Source organism: Paenibacillus sp. 01T47, assembly GCF_056398245.1.
Genome location: NZ_JBFTPA010000023.1, coordinates 65,851 through 82,143, shown reverse-complemented (window position 1 = coordinate 82,143; position 16,293 = coordinate 65,851). Strand labels below are relative to the sequence as shown.

At 46.1% G+C, this 16,293-nt stretch carries 10 protein-coding genes; all 10 read right to left on the bottom strand.

Annotated elements, in window-relative coordinates:
• Positions 1-459: 459 nt before the first annotated feature.
• Entirely contained in the window at positions 460-2,646 is a 2,187-nt protein-coding gene (locus AC1DOV_RS29995; protein WP_477512635.1) for a hypothetical protein, read from the bottom strand.
• A gap of 15 nt (positions 2,647-2,661) precedes the next feature.
• Complete coding sequence (locus AC1DOV_RS29990; protein WP_339204669.1) at positions 2,662-4,338, bottom strand: extracellular solute-binding protein; 1,677 nt, start codon at positions 4,336-4,338, stop codon at positions 2,662-2,664.
• A gap of 54 nt (positions 4,339-4,392) precedes the next feature.
• Complete coding sequence (locus AC1DOV_RS29985) at positions 4,393-5,289, bottom strand: carbohydrate ABC transporter permease (protein WP_339204670.1); 897 nt, start codon at positions 5,287-5,289, stop codon at positions 4,393-4,395.
• A gap of 13 nt (positions 5,290-5,302) precedes the next feature.
• A complete protein-coding gene (locus AC1DOV_RS29980) occupies positions 5,303-6,214 on the bottom strand; it encodes an ABC transporter permease (protein ID WP_076268992.1) in 912 nt (303 codons plus the stop codon).
• Between the two features lie 5 nt (positions 6,215-6,219).
• The gene (locus AC1DOV_RS29975) at positions 6,220-9,294 is read right to left on the bottom strand and encodes an alpha-mannosidase (protein ID WP_477551806.1); all 3,075 of its coding nucleotides are present in this window, start codon (positions 9,292-9,294) and stop codon (positions 6,220-6,222) included.
• Positions 9,295-9,550: 256 nt separating this feature from the next.
• Positions 9,551-10,708: a GntR family transcriptional regulator gene (locus tag AC1DOV_RS29970; RefSeq protein WP_477551805.1), complete on the bottom strand. Its 1,158-nt coding sequence runs from the start codon at positions 10,706-10,708 to the stop codon at positions 9,551-9,553.
• 312 nt (positions 10,709-11,020) lie between these two features.
• Positions 11,021-12,094, bottom strand: a complete 1,074-nt coding sequence (locus tag AC1DOV_RS29965; protein ID WP_339204673.1) for a LacI family DNA-binding transcriptional regulator — start codon at positions 12,092-12,094, stop codon at positions 11,021-11,023.
• Positions 12,095-12,106: 12 nt separating this feature from the next.
• The gene (locus tag AC1DOV_RS29960) at positions 12,107-13,396 is read right to left on the bottom strand and encodes an ABC transporter substrate-binding protein (RefSeq protein WP_477512522.1); all 1,290 of its coding nucleotides are present in this window, start codon (positions 13,394-13,396) and stop codon (positions 12,107-12,109) included.
• A 17-nt stretch (positions 13,397-13,413) separates the two neighbouring features.
• Complete coding sequence (locus AC1DOV_RS29955; protein WP_477551804.1) at positions 13,414-15,264, bottom strand: cache domain-containing sensor histidine kinase; 1,851 nt, start codon at positions 15,262-15,264, stop codon at positions 13,414-13,416.
• A 20-nt stretch (positions 15,265-15,284) separates the two neighbouring features.
• A complete protein-coding gene (locus tag AC1DOV_RS29950; RefSeq protein ID WP_477551803.1) occupies positions 15,285-16,046 on the bottom strand; it encodes an SDR family NAD(P)-dependent oxidoreductase in 762 nt (253 codons plus the stop codon).
• Between the last annotated feature and the right edge of the window lie 247 nt (positions 16,047-16,293).

Genomic DNA, 16,293 nt, shown 5'->3' with positions numbered 1-16,293 from the left:
TCTCTCGCTGTAAGAACATATACGTGCTTATTTGTCCATTTCCTACCTCGATCATACGCCGCAGCTACTCTATAAGCGCATATATGTGCTTACAGACAACAAACCTAGCCCTTTCTCTCGCTGTAAGAACATATACGTGCTTATTGCTCCATTTCCTACCTCGATCATACGCCGCAGCTACTCTATAAGCGCATATATGTGCTTACAGACAACAAACCTAGCTTTTTCTCTCGCTGTAAGAACATATATGTGCTTATTGCTCCATTTCCCACCTCGATCATACGCCAAAATTCGCTTGTCCACCATTTGCTTAAGCAAACATCAATAGACCAAAATAGAAAAATGGCGTCACAGGATTAAATCTCTGTGACGCCATTTTTTCAATATTCATATCCAGCTATCTCTCCAGTGAGTTCATCACTTTGGGACAGCCCCTTCAATCGTTTGTTTGTTATCGCATTACCATTCCACGCTTACTGCAATTCCTTCCGGAATGCCTGGATAGCGAAGAAGCACCGTTCCTGACTCTCCATCATACTCGTATGATGCCGCTTGATCACCAGCTGTGACGCTGCTAGGCTCACTTGGAACACGCAGGCGCGTACTAACCGTGATGTCCAGCGGTGACTCTGAAACAAAGGAAATTCCGTTTTCAGCCAACAGCTCCTCACGAATGCGTGACGAACTAACAAGAATACTTGTTTCTCCCAGCTGTTTATCCGAGTAGTTCAAATCAAACAACAAGCTGTCCTCGCCCGATTTGATTTCCACGGAATGTTTCACAGGCATGCTCGCTTCGAACAAATCAACGAACAATCCTTCCAGAATGATTGAATCATCCGCTTCCCTCTCATCCAGCACATGAGTAATGACATAAGGCCCCCGTCTAATATGCAGCGAGGTGCTTTCCTTATAATCAACCATTTCTCCGCGGATCTCGAGCGACCTTTTTACAGCACTCCGTATAAGAGCTGCACCCGCTTCAGAACGGGACAACTCCGCTGGATTCTCACGGTAAAATAAAACAGCACCGCTGCCTACCGTAAACTCTCCTTGCTCCGGGTTTCTACCTAAGCCAAGCGACTCGAATAAATGTTCTTCCGGACGCATGTAAGAGCGGCGGCTGTTCTCACGGTTCCACCATTCCCGTACTTCATGATAGGGGTCCGAGCCGTCACCGACATAGATGAGTATGCCGCCCTCCCTCACCCATTGTCCGATAGCTTGATGAATGCCCGGATGCTCCGGCTTCATAAATTCGTAGCTGAGCAGCAGCACCCGGTAATGATCCAAATACCCTGGGAAGGTCAAAATATTGTCCAGCTGTACCGGTCTTAGCGGAATGCCTACCTTCACGAGCGGAAGCGCGAGTCCGTAAAAGGACGACCAGTCAAGAAGCTCCTTCTGCTCTTCACTCAGCTCTTCAGCTGAACTCGTTCCGTCATATTTGGCGGCTTCGCCTTCCTGCTCGCCTTCACGGATAACGTCCCCGCGTTGATACATTGCAGAGTTGGATAAGCAAAGGCCAATGCCAGCTGTATAGGCGTCGTCTCCAGCAACCTCATCATGGTTATGCATGTCGCGCAGCACATTCATGACCGTCAGAAGCACGGTCGCATAGTCACCCGGGATCATTTCTTTTCCTTTCCCGTCCTCAGTCGGGTAGCTGCCCTCGAATACACGGCGCGGCCATGGGCATACCTCGTATTGCTTCACCTCAGGATGCAGCAGGGAAGCAACAACAGTAGAACGATAGTTTTTACGATAGTCGCTCCAGCTGTATCTAGGGTTATCCTCTATCGGATCGTGAAGGAACCACATTTCACGCCCCGTCCCACGAGTGAGCTCCTGCATAATTCCATATTCCAAATATGCCGTCTCGAAGGTTCGCTCTCTGCGCAGCCCCTTATAAACGTTCGGAGTACGAGCCGTTCCCGTCCAGATCTGAGCAATGAAACCGTCACAGCCAGGCATCGACACGAGCAGCGCCTCAGGACTTATAATTCGCCACTGCGTGTAATTGATCAAGCTGTGAGTTGGGACATAGAAACGCACCGTTCTACCGTAGGTTACTAAGGAATATTCCTTCATTTGACTGCAAAGCCGGTCAAGCGCACGATAGTACATTGCCGCCTTCAGCTTGGATGCTCTGTACTGAGCGTCTGGCGAGGAGTGGGGAGGAATCCAATCCTCCCCGTAATAATTCAGCCACTCCCGCTTGAACGCATCGGAATAACCAGATGCCGCCCAAAATTCCGGCTCTTCCAAATGAATCGCTTCTGCGCCAGAGTCGATTGCCCGTTTAATATGAGAAGCCAAATATTCAGCGAAGGCAATGGTCGGAACCATATAAGGAACATCCTTGCCATGAAGCAGATGATTTCCGCTGCGGTCCATTTGAGCTTCATCCCAGTGCTCCCGTCCGTCGAATCGACCGTACAAGTAGTCCTGATACTCCCCCCAAGATACACCTGTCATCAAATGAATCTTATAGCCGGCATTTCTCCAGCCTTCGATCCGCTCAGGCAAATCATCAGATATTCCGTATACCATGACAAAATCGGTCCGCAAATCATACTTCGGGCCATACGGCCTTGATTCCTGAAAACCGGTCCACTCTGCTCGTTGTCCCAAACCCTTCGTCAAAGCGAGAAGCCTCCTTTAGTTTGCCATTCCAAACAAAGCAACTTCCTTGCCTTTCAAGTTGTCATTAGTAAACTGCATTGCTTCTTTATAGCCTGTTTTATTCATCTGTCCGCGAAGATCATTAATGATTTTCAGTGCCGCTTCATCCGATTTCGCATAAATCGCTTCTTTCCAGACGTCGCCTATTTTGTCCATGGATGGCTTCAGCATTTCCCACTGTGGAGACTTAATCATAACGTCGCCAGGATTGTATGCCGAAATAACACTAATACCGTTAGGACGTAAAATTTTACGCGCATTATCCATTGCTGCCAGACGATCCTGATCAGACCAGATGTCTCCAGCGCCAACGGAGTTGATGCGGTCTTGGCCAGACATGCTCTCAAGGCCAATGCCCATGCCTTCGTTTTTCTTCATCTTGCCAGTTGTATCCGCTGAGAATTTATCAAACCATTCTTTTTTGGCTACAGGCTTGCCGTTTTCCATATCCCAATGTTCGCCTTGAATGCCGTAACGTACGAGAAGGAAACCTTCATCAGAAGCAAGATAGTCCAGCAAGCGAAGCGCTGCATCTACGTTTTTCGATTTTTTCGGAATAACGGTAACGTTGTTTCCTTGAATAGATAGGTCAGCAGGACGGTCTGCAGCAGCGCCAGCACGCTCAAGCGGGCCAACAGGAATATAATCGCTGCCTGGATGCGCTTTCACATAGTCCTTGGAAGCATCGAGAATCGCTGGATAGTGGGCAGCCAGCACTGCAATACGGCCTTGCTTGATTTTCTCATTCGCGATTGGATCGGTTTGCGTAAACGCTTCAAGATCAAGCAGACCTTCGGAGATCAGCTTGCGGTAATACAGCGTATAATCCTCGTATTGTTTCGAGAAGAAGCTGTTTTCCAGCGTTCCATCACCTTTATCTACATAACCAGAGCCATAGAACATCGTATTGCCGATACCGACAGCCCAGCCGTTATGGAAGCCTCCGAGAGGAATAACAGACATGCCATTTTCCTTCAGGTCAGCGTCCTTGATTTTTTTCAGGAAGCTGTAAAGCTCTTCCTTTGTACGTACGGATTGCGGGTCTACTCCAACCTTCTCAGCAATATCCTTGCGGACGTAGAAGCCATAAAGCCAATCCATTGCATCCTCAGGTGTTGCAGGGTGGTTCTGGTAAAGCAAGAACTGCTTGCCGTCATACACATCAAAAGCTTTCTCATAAAGCGCTGGCGGAACATTGTCTTTCTGAATCGCTTTTGCTAGATTTGGATATTTGTCCAGCTTATCCGAAAGATCGACCAATTGGTCTTCCTTCGCTGCTTTTATAATTCCATCTAGCTCTCCGCCCCAAGCTGGACCTGTGTAAATATCAGGCATATCTTGAGTTGCAAAAATGGTGTTCACTTTCTCAACTTCACTGCCCTTTGTATATTCCCACTCGATCGTAATCCCCGTTTTTTCTTTAATAACCTTCTCGATCGCCGTCGTGTCTGTGTCGCTGCCGCTGGAGCCGTTCCAGTTGTGAAGAACTTTGAGTTTCACCTCTTTTTGCTCTGTACCGCTGTTAGTTGTGCCCGCGTTGTCCGAAGGCTTATTGACGGCGCCACCGTTGTTGTTGCTGCAGCCAAACAGCGTAACCGCCATCAGAGTTACTGCGAGTAACAACGAAGTGCTTTTTGCTCTTTTGTTCTTCATAAAAACCCTCCCGTGAACTGTAATGAAATATGATAAAGTCCCGAATGCGGACGATTATCCTTTGACCGAGCCAATCATAACGCCCTTGACGAAGTAACGCTGCAAAAACGGGTAAATACACAAGATCGGAAACACCGTGATAACGAGCAAAGCCATTCGAAGCGATTCCGGTGTTGCCCCAGCCACATTGACGCTGACGGTCTGACCGCCTTGCTGCGCCGCTCTCTGCATGGAGGATGATAGCGCTTCCGCTTCGGTCAGCAATTCTTGCAGCAGCGTTTGAACTGGTATCAGATTTTTATCCGACACATAATAGGCGCCTGTAAACCAGTCGTTCCAATGCGAAACCCCGATAAACAAAGCGATAGTCGCAAGAACTGGACCCGATAACGGTAGTATGATTTTAAGGAATATTTGAAAGTCACCGTAGCCGTCAATTCGTGCCGATTCTTCAAGCTCCTCCGGTATGCCTTGCAGGAACGTTCGAAGAATGACAATATGCATGAAATTGAACAGCATCGGAATGACATATACCCAAAAACTGTTGATCAGATGCAGCTTCTGCAAAGTGATGAAATACGGAATGAATCCAGCGCTGAATATCGTTGGCAAAAAGATGTAATACGTAAAAAATGTTCTTCCTGGCAGCGTTTTTTTGGAAAGCGCATAAGCCATCAGCGTACAAAGACCTACGTGCAGGAATGTGCCGAGCACCGTTCGAAGCAGCGTGATTTTGTAGGCCTGCCAAATGCGGGCATTATCAAAAACCTCTACGTAATTGTCCAGTGTAAATTTACGAGGGAAGAAATAAAGCGCACCCATCATCGAATCTTTTCCATCGTTGAGCGAGTAGACCAGAATGTAAATAAACGGGTAGATCATCGACAATCCGAACAACGTTAAGAAAATATAATTACAAATGCTAAATATAGAAAATCGGCTTTTCGCCATATCAAACCACTCCTTAAAACAGGGATACGTCGCTAACCTTGCGAGCAATTCGGTTGACAGTCACGATAAGAATGAGTGCAATGACACTCTGGAATAATCCTACAGCAGCCGCATAACTTAATCGGCCTTCACCTATACCGGAGCTGATAACATGCACATCGAGTACGCTGCCGATTGCGGCGGTAGCCGGACCGTTCAGCAGGAGCAGCTGCTCATAACCAGCGCTCATTAAGCTGCCGGCCGAGAGTATGAACAAAATAACGGCAATGTTGCGAATACCAGGAAGCGTTACATGCCACATCTGGCGAGTGCGCCCAGCGCCGTCGATCTTAGCCGCCTCGTAAAGCTGCTGGTCAATGCCGGCGATTGCTGCCATATAGATGATCGAGTTCCACCCGATGTTTTTCCAAATATCTGAGCCTACAACGATTTGATAAAACCATGTTGTATTGTTCAAGAACTGAATCGGTTCTACACCAAACACACCAAGCAATTCATTGATTGGACCTCCAGATGGAGTAAGAAGACGCTGCATCAGCGTAACAACGACAATCCATGAAACGAAATACGGTAAATAAGAAAGCGTTTGCACGGTTTTCTTAAATTTAATGTTGCGAACCTCGTTCAATAGAATTGCAAGACATATAGGCATTGCAAATCCGATAAGAAGCTTCATGAGACTGATGATAATCGTGTTGCGGATCAACTCGAATGACTGATAATAGGAGAAAAACTGCTGGAAGTATTTCAGTCCTGCCCAGGGGCTTCCAGTGAAGCCCCCAGAGAACATGAAATCACGAAATGCCACTTGTACGCCAAAAAGTGGGACGTAGGAAAAGAGGAAAAACCAGATGATGCCGGGCAGCATAAACAAATAAAATAGTTTGTGCCGCCAAATCCGTTTCCACAATACTGACTCTGTCATATGCTTTACCTCCTTGCCAAACGGATCGTTTTTATTTCAAATGGAGTAAAGGCCAGGTGGTAAGCCCCTTCCTCCGCATGGATTCTATCGATGGGTGTTTCCATCAAATCAGTAAGCCAAGCATCCGCTTCGTTCATAGCTGCAATGAGTTTTGCCTTAAGATGTGTTCCTGCGGTTTCATATAAACGGATGATTAGATCATCTCCGTCCTCTGCCTGCTTCACCGTTTCAACCATTACATTGGAATGGTCAACGCTGAAAAATGATTTTGCTGCTGGCAAATGCTGTGCCTCGTCGCTTGCTGTCATGCTTACCGAACGCAGTGGTACGTTAAGCTCATATCCACGCTTATAAACCTCTGCCTGAACATGATCCCCTTTATGCGGGTACAAGGAATACGTAAACTGATGCTCTGCTTGATCGGCTTCTGGATCTGGATACGATGTACTGCGCAAAAGATTCAAATCCAGCACATTCTGCCAAGCACGATGTCCGTATTTGCAATCATTGAGAAGTGCGACGCCATAATCCGACTCCGAAAGATCGATCCATTGATGAGCGCAAATTTCATCCTTCGCATAATCCCACAGCGTATTGCGATGTGTAGGGCGTTTCAAGTAGCCGAACTGAATTTCACAGCTTGCGCTGTCCGAACGAATATTGACAGGGAAGGATGTACGCAGCATCTTCGCTGATTCCTTCCAATCAACGTCCGTAACGAAATCGATACGGCGGCTGCCTTGAGTCAGGATGACCTTCTGCGTCATTGTTGATTGACCAAACCGATATACAAGCAGCAAGCCTACCGTTGGTCCATCTTGGAAAGCTGATGATTCAGATGGCTCAAGCGGTACTCCTCCCGAGAGGCGATAATCTTGTTTAATATCCCATGCATCGCCCTCATCATGATACAGGCTGAGTTCATTCGCCTTCTGGCCATGCGGGATGATTTCCCGGCCAAGCTCTTTATCAATGATGGATATAATCGTGAAGTCTTCAGCGAACGTAACCGATAACAAATCATTTTCCATTATCCGATCGATAGCCGATGCCCTCATATCAGGAAAGAGGTTATTTGCCGCTGTTTTCTCTTGCGTCCGGGCAGCTGCAATTTCTGCTTCAGCTGCTGCCGTCTCAGCAAGCGCTAGTGAACCAGTTGCAACGGCATATCCCATAGCAGGAATACGAACCCGCTGCCATGTGCCATTGTTTTCAAACCATTCTTCCCGATCCCATGACAGGGAGTTAAAGATTACCTCAGAGCCTTTCTCAGCAGGTACGGATTGTGCCACCGCTTCGTACGCTTCGGAAATTAACTGCTCGACACGGTCCAGCAGTATTGCGTATCTCTCCAACGATTCATCATATACGCGTTTAATAGAGGAGCCTGGCAATATATCATGGAATTGATAGAGCAGCACTTCTTTCCATATCGTTTCCAGCTCCTGCGCAGGATAAGGTTTGCCCTTTGTTCTTTCAGCCAAGACAGCTGCATATTCAAGCTCGCGCAAAGCTTTCTCAAGCTTACGGTTATACCGTTTATTGCGCGCTTGGCTCGTCAGCGTTCCTTGATGGCGCTCCAGATAAAGCTCCCCGGACCACACTTGATAACGATCAGAGCCAACTGCAAGCTTCTCAAAAAATTGTGAAGAATGCTCTTGAACAACTGGGCTAAGGCCAAGTAGATTTTTCTCCCGCTGCAATCTCTCGAGATGCTCCTCGCCAGGGCCGCCTCCTCCATCGCCGATTCCGAACAACATGAGACAATTTTCCGATACGTTTTTGTCCATATATTCATTCTCTGCCTTCACAATAGAACGAGGTGCAGCCGGGCTGTTATACGTATCCTCAGGCGGCATATGAGTCAGGACACGCGAGCCGTCGATTCCTTCCCAGTGGAACGTATGGTGGGGATGACGGTTGTAAATGCTCCATGACAGCTTCTGCGTCATCATGTAATCAACGCCTGATTTTTTCAAAATTTGAGGCAAGCTCGCTGTGTATCCAAATACGTCCGGCATCCAAAGCGACTTCATCTCTTGACCAAACTCTGCTTGGAAATACCGTTTCCCGTAAAGGATTTGACGAATCAACGCTTCCCCGCTAGGTACGTTAGTATCCGATTCAACCCACATTGCGCCTTGCAGCTCCCAGCGCCCTTCTTGCACACGCTCTTTGATGCTTGCATACAGCTTCGGATAATGGATTTTCATCCAATCATAAAGCTGTGGCTGGCTTGCTCCAAAGATGTAGTCAGGGTAACGTTCCATCATCCGCAGCACTGTTGAAAATGTGCGTGCTCCCTTACGGATGGTTTCACGGATAGGCCATAACCAAGCCAGATCCATATGCGCGTGGCCGACGGCACTAATAGTAAGCACTGGATCTCCGCCGCGTTTATCAAGCTGCTCACGCAGTAGTCTCGATGCCTTAGCTACTCTTTCTTCACTCAAAGATGTAAGGATATGAGAGGCTTCATACAAAGACTGCAAAATGCGTGCTCTGCGTGCTGACCCTTCAGGCAAACGATCTGCCGTCTCCAGAAGTACCTCAGCGTCATAATAAAGCTGATGGACATTCTCGTGGCAGATTGCGATTTGGGCTTCCTTCAAAGTGCCGCTGCGGAAGCGACCGAACAGGTCGTTGCAGCCTGCGTCGCCCCACAAATCAATTTCTTCATCTCCCTGCGCGCTTTCACTAATGTGTACAACACGTTTGCCAGGAAGGCCAAGGCTATAATCAAACTCAGAATTTATATTCGTTAAGCCCTGAGTAGGTGTTCCCTCTTCATCTACTAAACAAAGCTCACCATTCACATCGATAAGAAGCACAATTTTGGAGCCCTTCGCCTCTTGCGGTACTTTTCCACTAAAGTGAAACCAAGCGCAGTCCCAAAGATTTCCCCAGCGGTCTCCCGCAGCGAGTTCAATCTTCCGGCCTGACTCCCTATCCTCGTAAGAAACCGGCTCCTCAGTAACCCAAGCAGTTACTTTCAAATCCGTAAGCGGCTTGTAGATTTGTTCCTTCAACCGGTCCAACAGCGACTTCAACTGCTCCGTTCTCACTTTTTCGTATGGCATTTGTAGGTCTCCTTTATCATCCAGTTCTATATTTCATACAGGCTTTTTCCCATACATGCCTATCGACTTCAAAATGTTAGCGTTTTCAGATCGTACTCGCGAAACTATTCAAAACTTCGCTATATGAATTTTACAACCAAGCTTTATAAACATTCGTCTTATTCATAATATAATATATAGATTCAATATATTCAATATATAAATAAAAAAATCTTTTCCTTTGCGGAAAAGATTCTCAATTTTATCGCTTATTCAATTATTGAACTGGTCTTGGTCCAGTCGTTTGGCGGATAACCAGCTCAGGATTAAGCAGCGTTTTGCTATATCTATTGTTTGGGTCTACCCCATTCTCAATAATGTTGATCAGTGTGCTTGCTGCACGGTAACCCATATCATGCTCAAATTGATTAATATGTGTAAACAAGCTGAACTCATCTACGATAGATGTCGGGTCATCGAAGCTGATAATAGACAAATCCTCAGGCACGCGAAGCCCCGCTTGCCTAGCCATTTGATAAATTCGAACAGCCAGCCTTCCGTTAAGCGTAATATACGCTGTAGCCATTCGGTTGCGAATATAGCGGTATAACGGGTGCTTCTCCGCATCCTTAAGACTGCCAACATTAAAATCGGTAATAATATGAGCCGGATTAATGAGTGCGCCTTTGTTTTTCAAAGCGTCCATATAACCTTCAATCCGCTCCTGTACCGTAACCGTTTGCAGCGGAGAATCTGAGCAAATCGCAATTTCCCGGTGCCCAAGCTCCCACATATATTCGACTGCAAGGCTTGTTCCAAGCCTTCCATCCGCAGCGATATAATTGGTTTCTACGCCAGGCAGGAAACGATCGATAAGTACAAAGGGGTAGCCATTGAACTTCATATTTAATATTTCTTCGTTATAATTCTCTTCATCTACGGGAAATACAAGCAAACCGTCCGTACCGAATTCCTTTAGCGTCTTAAACGCTTCTTTCTCTTTATCCACATCGCCCTCAGACAGCAAAATCATGCTTCGGTAGCCCTTTTCTCTTAGCGCCCTCTGCACTCCCTCAACTAAACGGATGGCAAAATAATCATAAATAGATGGCATAACGAGACCAATCATACGCGTTTTATTCTGGGTTGCCGCTCTTTCTAAACCAACTGTCTGCGTAGCCGACACTGTCTCATCAACTTCTACCGGCCCATCATTGCTGACGAAGCTGCCCTTTCCCGGTACTCGGGAAATGATTCCATCGTTCGCAAGTCCGACCATCGCATTCACTACAGTTATTTTACTGACGTTAAACAACTTCATTAGATCTTTTTCGGTCGGAATGCGGTCCCCCGCCTTCAAGCCTTCCGTAGCAATCAACTCGCGGATATAATCCTGGATTTTCTGGTAAAGCGGCGTACGGACTGTTGAATTCATTTGCTATCACCAAGCTCCATATTAATATTTGTAATATATAATATAGGTTAGCCTCTTTTTAGGCAATACCCACATCTTTGTCGAATGAAGTAAATTACCCTTCTTTAGAACTAAGGAAGACGCTAATTTATAGCTTTTTTCCTATAAATCGAGCGTTCTTAACCACTTTCCTTGTCGAATATCGCGAATTTTGTATATATAATATATACAATATATATTTATAATTATATTCGAAATCGTTATCAATATGACAAATCATAAGCAATTCATCCATTTAAACTTCATTGTTCATACATCAACCTATGTCATAAGTCATGCTTTCACCTGCGCCGTTGACTCTCGGTACAAGATCTCTCCAGCTACAAGCAGCTTCTCCATCGGCTCCTGCTTGTTCGTTATTCTGCTAATCAGCCTCTCTACCGCACGCTTGCCAAGCGCTTCCTTAGGCACATGCACCGTCGACAAAGAAGGTGTCATGCGATAGGAATCGTCAATGTTGTCATAGCCTGTAATGGACACCTCTTCCGGAACCGCAATACCTAGCTCCTTCATGGCATCAATCGCACCGATACCGATCATGTCATTTGCACATAGAAGCGCCGTTGGCATCGTTTTTGCCTTGAGCCTTTTGATTGCCCACTGTTTTATTGGCTCTTGAAACTGCTCATGCTCAAAACCTTCAACGGGAAGATAACAGTCATTGCTCATTTGAAACCTAGGCTCGACCAGAGCTTGCTCCTCCAGTACACTTCGGAACCCAAGAAACCGGTCCTTAAAGCTCCGCGAATAATTCATATCCCCAATAAAGCACAGCTGCGTATGTCCTTTACCAATCAAATGTTTCGTCAAGCGATACATAGAATCATAATTGTTCGTAAACACCGTATCGCTAGGAATCAACATATCCTCATGATCCACGAGCACCATTGGCAAGCCGATGCGATGCACCTCTAACAGCAGCGGAGTTGAAATTTCTCCCACGCCGATAAGCCCCAATATGCCATTCGGGTTCAAGAAATGAAGGAAATGATCAACGCTTTGCTCTGACACAATGACCATGCCATAACCATCTTCCTCCAATCGCGAAGCAATCCCATCGAGGATTCTTCCCCAATACAGCGACTCCTTCGTTTGAAAGCGAATATTAGGCATAAGCACAAGCACCGATTGTTTGTGGGCGGCAGGCGTTTTGGGAAGCTGCTCAAGCTTCATTGTTTTCACATAAGCATTCTTTTGCGTAAAATAACCCAGCTGCGATGCCGCTTGAATAACCCGCTCCTGTGTTGCCTCACTGACGCCGCCTTTGCCAGAGAGCGCCTTCGAGACAACAAACTTTGATACGCTTAAATAATCAGCAATTTGCTGCATGGTAACCTTGTTTGACATCGGTAGTCCACCTTAGCTTTCAGTAATGGTTCGCGCTTCTTTCCAGCGCCTATTGTATTCGGTAAACACCTTCTGCAAATCTGGAGAGGCAATCCACTCTTGAATATAATCGCCGGACCAAAATGCAATTTGAGCTGTATTCGCAATTTCAAGTAAGAGGTCGTCTGGCACTCTTCGCTCCAGAAATTCGATGTTGAACGATAGAAACTGTTGAAATTGCGGCAAGGAAGGCTGCTTATCCTCAATCACAGGCAAGAAGCCAGAATCATCAACATAACCAGATTCGTTTACAAAAAATTTGACCCACGCCTCGGCAAGCTCCTTGTTCTCGCTAAACTTGCTTACACCCACAAACCAATCCGGGCTTAGCGGCGAGAAGCGCTTCTCGCTATTGTCGTAAGGGAATGGGAAGAAGCCGATATCTTCCGATTTCGCACCCGCTGCAATAACTTGATTGATGACCCAGTTACCCATTAAATACATGGCAGCTCTACCGTCAGCAAGCTCTTTTTTGGATGTTTCCCATTGATTCGTGAGTAATTGGTTTTCCACATAACCTTTTGATATTAATGTCTTGACGATGGAAATTGACTGTCCCCATGCATTATCAATAGTCCACGGCTCGTCCGTGTTGACCATATTATTTAAATAGTCGGCATTACCAGTCATATAGCTGACTAGATCCTCGCCCCAAGTCATAAGCGGCCACTGAGCGCCATAGTTCAGATAGACAGGCACAATGCCGGCTTTCTTCAGCTTCTCGCATGCTGCATAAAACTGCTCCAACGTCGTTGGGATTTGTGTAATGCCTGCCTTTTTGAAAGCTTGCTTATTATATACGATCCCTGTCGTGGAAGCGCCGGTAGCAATGCCAAAGCGTTGTCCAGCATAGGCTTTAAAGTCTGCAAAATGAATATGCTCGAACAAGCTATCGCTTAGCGGCTCAAAATAATCAGGCAAGTCTTCATTTTTAATATTGTTCGGAAGCAGCAGCACATCGCCTAAGCTGCGAGTGGATAAGCGCAGCATAATATCGCTGGCATAATTGGTTATGCCCTCAAACTTGACCGTTACGCCAGGATTCAGCTGTGCAAATTGATCGGCATATTTTTGAAACACGCCATTCTCCATCAGATCAACACGATTGGTCATTACGTTAATCGTCACATTTTGACCAACTTGTTCCTCTTTGCTAACGGGCTCCTTTTCCTTTTCGCTGTTGCCTTGTGCCTTCTGGCATCCCGTCAAGCCTATGCTGGACAAAAGAACAATAAGCAGCAGCATACAAATGTATTTGTTCATGCAGCGTCTCTCCCTCATTATAGTGGAAACTGTAAAATAACCTCGGTGCCTTTACCCCATTCACTGGTCACCTTCAAGCCATACACGTTTCCGTAGTGGAGCTTGATACGCTCGTTTACATTTTTCAAGCCGATTCCGCCTGATTTGCGCTTGACGACCGCTTCCTCCGATCCTGCAAGTGAACGGTTTAAGCGATCTAATGTATCCTCATCCATGCCAAGCCCATCATCTTTTATGCGAAGCAGTACACCAAGCGGCGTACGCTCGCTGCTCATCACAATTCTCATCGAGGCCTTATTGTCATCCATGCCGTGATAAATTGCATTCTCGACAATGGGCTGCAGCACAAGCTTAATCATAGGATACTTCAGCATGTCATCGGTTATATGCGTTTCTAAATGGAAGCGGTTCGGATAACGATAATTAAGCATTTCCACATAGTTGCGCATATGCAGAACCTCATTCTCCAGCGTTACTTCCTCATGCAAATCGCTTATGCTGTATCGCAGCAGCTTTCCGAGTATGGCAATCATGTCGGCTGCGATCTGATCGTCGTTCAGCTCAGCCGCCATTCGGATCGATTCGAGCGTATTATACATGAAATGCGGATTGATCTGGCTTTGCAGCGCGTGCAGTTCAGCTTCCTTCTTCTTTGTCTCCATCAAATAAATATCCTGAATGAGGTGATCAATTCGGACAATCATTCGGTTGAACTGATTGCCTAGCTGGCCTACCTCGTCCCGATATTTCACTTGAAACTGAACGTTAAAGTCACCCTCCTGCACGTTCTTCATCAATCGCATCATTTTGCGGAGCGGATTCGTTAGTGCAAAGGAAAACACAACAGAAATAAAAAGCGCGACGATAATCGTAATAATTGTAGCGATCCAGGTTACGTTGCGAATGACAACGGCATCTTTCGTCAGCTCACTGTCCGGAATGGAGGTCATTACCTTCCATTTCGTATTGGGCGAGGTCGTATAAATGTATAAACGATTAACACCGTCACGCTCAAAATAAAAGCTCCCCTTCGTGCCCTTTGCTTGGGCTACCGTAGGATCACTCATAATGTTTGTGGCCATTCGCTGCTTGTCGCTGTCATAAACGACATTGCCAAGCTCATCGATAATGACCGATTTTCCATTTGTCACCTTATCGAGCTCACTCATTTGATCCTCAATGACGCTAATATTCGCATCCACCGCAATCATGCCGATAGGCTTAAGCGATTTATCAATTACCTTGCGAACGACGGTAAACGCATATTTGACGCTCTGCAAATTGCTCGTATATTTTTGCGTGCTGAACAGTCTCGCTTCACCGCCGGAAGTATTAATGAGCTCTCGCCATTTCTCATAGCTCTCCTTCACGTTCAGCCGAATGCCGCCCCCAGCTGTAGAATAATAGCCGTTGCCGAACTGATCAAATATATAAACCGAGTTGGCGCCGCGTTTTATCGTATTGATGAACGAAATATTCCCCTCTATGCCTCGCTGGATCAAGAGCAGAAGGTCAAAATCGTCAGGCACCTGATTGCTATTATCGATCGACGTTTGCTGCCTTTTCTCGTAATAGCTGTTCGAGAGAATCAGATTTTGTTTGATATCGTTCTGGTACGCAGGAATGGAGGAAATACGAATCATATCCTCGATATAATCGTCAACACGAACCATCATGTTCTCAAGCATTTTGGTCGAATAGACAATCGTTTTCTCCTCAATCGAACGCGAGTAATTGCTATATGAGATGTAGCCTATAAACGATAACGGCAGCGTGATTAGAAGCAGGAAAACGATAAATAGCTTCCCCTCCATTCTCATGCTGCCTAAAGCTGCCCATATGCGCCACAATCGTTTTCTGGGGCTCATCCTCTTAACTCTCCCTTATTCTAGATGGCAGGCATAACGTTTCCGCCGTTTACAGGAATGTAAGCGCCAGTTATAAAGCTTGCTAGATCCGATGCTAGAAAAGCGACCGTATTGGCAATCTCTTGGTCCGTTCCTCTGCGTTTAAGCGGAACGTTTTGTGAATAAGCAAGGTTCTCCTCCGTACCAGTAGCACGATCGCGATCACTGATGGTCCACCCTGGCGCAACCTGATTAACCGTAATATGATGCTCCCCAGCTTCTTTCGCTAACACACGATAGACGCCATCCATCCCGCGTTTCCCAGCTGTATAGGCTGATTGTCCCGCAAAATTTTGCATCGCGCATTCGGTGTTGATGCCAATGACTCTACCGCCGCCCCGCTCGATCATCGCCGGCACAAAAGCTTTCGCTAAAAAGACGCTTTGCAATACGCAGGATTCGAATTGGCTAACATAATCAGCAACAGGCTGTTCTAGTATGCTTGTCCATTGGTACTGAATGACCGCGTTAGCGACAACGATGTCTACATGGCCGAGTTCCTCTGTTACTTTAGCTTTCATTTCATTAATATGCTGCTCATTTGTTACGTCTGCCTGTACGATCATCGCTTTTCTGCCCATAGCTGTAATTTCCGTCTGCAATTCTTTGGCCTTTGCTTCGTTATTATTGTAGTGCAGAACGATGTTAGCGCCGCAGCTTGCCAGTGTACGTGCCATAACCCGTCCTAAATCGCCAGTAGCTCCTGTGATTAAAGCTGTTTTATTAGAAAGATCAATGTGCATGAATAAGGTCACCTTTCTTTATGGAAACAGATTTGTTAGATCATTTACTAATAATTATGCTACCAAAAAATATTCATTTTATAAAGCTTATCCAAAAAAAATGAATTTGTACACACAAGTAAACGATACGGCGAATTAATTTACAATATGGTTATCTTCTTCATGGCTTGCAGCGGCTATTTCAAGCAATATTCCTTGTGATTTCGACTATTTTCATGTATATTACAAACTATAGCCTACTCTAAAC

What these genes read in the sequence shown, in the direction of transcription:
- AC1DOV_RS29990 (WP_339204669.1), bottom strand. Translation starts at nt 4,338, where the DNA reads ATGAAGAACAAAAGAGCAAAAAGCACTTCGTTGTTACTCGCAGTAACT.
- AC1DOV_RS29985 (WP_339204670.1), bottom strand. Translation starts at nt 5,289, where the DNA reads ATGGCGAAAAGCCGATTTTCTATATTTAGCATTTGTAATTATATTTTC.
- AC1DOV_RS29980 (WP_076268992.1), bottom strand. Translation starts at nt 6,214, where the DNA reads ATGACAGAGTCAGTATTGTGGAAACGGATTTGGCGGCACAAACTATTT.
- AC1DOV_RS29975 (WP_477551806.1), bottom strand. Translation starts at nt 9,294, where the DNA reads ATGCCATACGAAAAAGTGAGAACGGAGCAGTTGAAGTCGCTGTTGGAC.
- AC1DOV_RS29970 (WP_477551805.1), bottom strand. Translation starts at nt 10,708, where the DNA reads ATGAATTCAACAGTCCGTACGCCGCTTTACCAGAAAATCCAGGATTAT.
- AC1DOV_RS29965 (WP_339204673.1), bottom strand. Translation starts at nt 12,094, where the DNA reads ATGTCAAACAAGGTTACCATGCAGCAAATTGCTGATTATTTAAGCGTA.
- AC1DOV_RS29960 (WP_477512522.1), bottom strand. Translation starts at nt 13,396, where the DNA reads ATGAACAAATACATTTGTATGCTGCTGCTTATTGTTCTTTTGTCCAGC.
- AC1DOV_RS29955 (WP_477551804.1), bottom strand. Translation starts at nt 15,264, where the DNA reads ATGAGCCCCAGAAAACGATTGTGGCGCATATGGGCAGCTTTAGGCAGC.
- AC1DOV_RS29950 (WP_477551803.1), bottom strand. Translation starts at nt 16,046, where the DNA reads ATGCACATTGATCTTTCTAATAAAACAGCTTTAATCACAGGAGCTACT.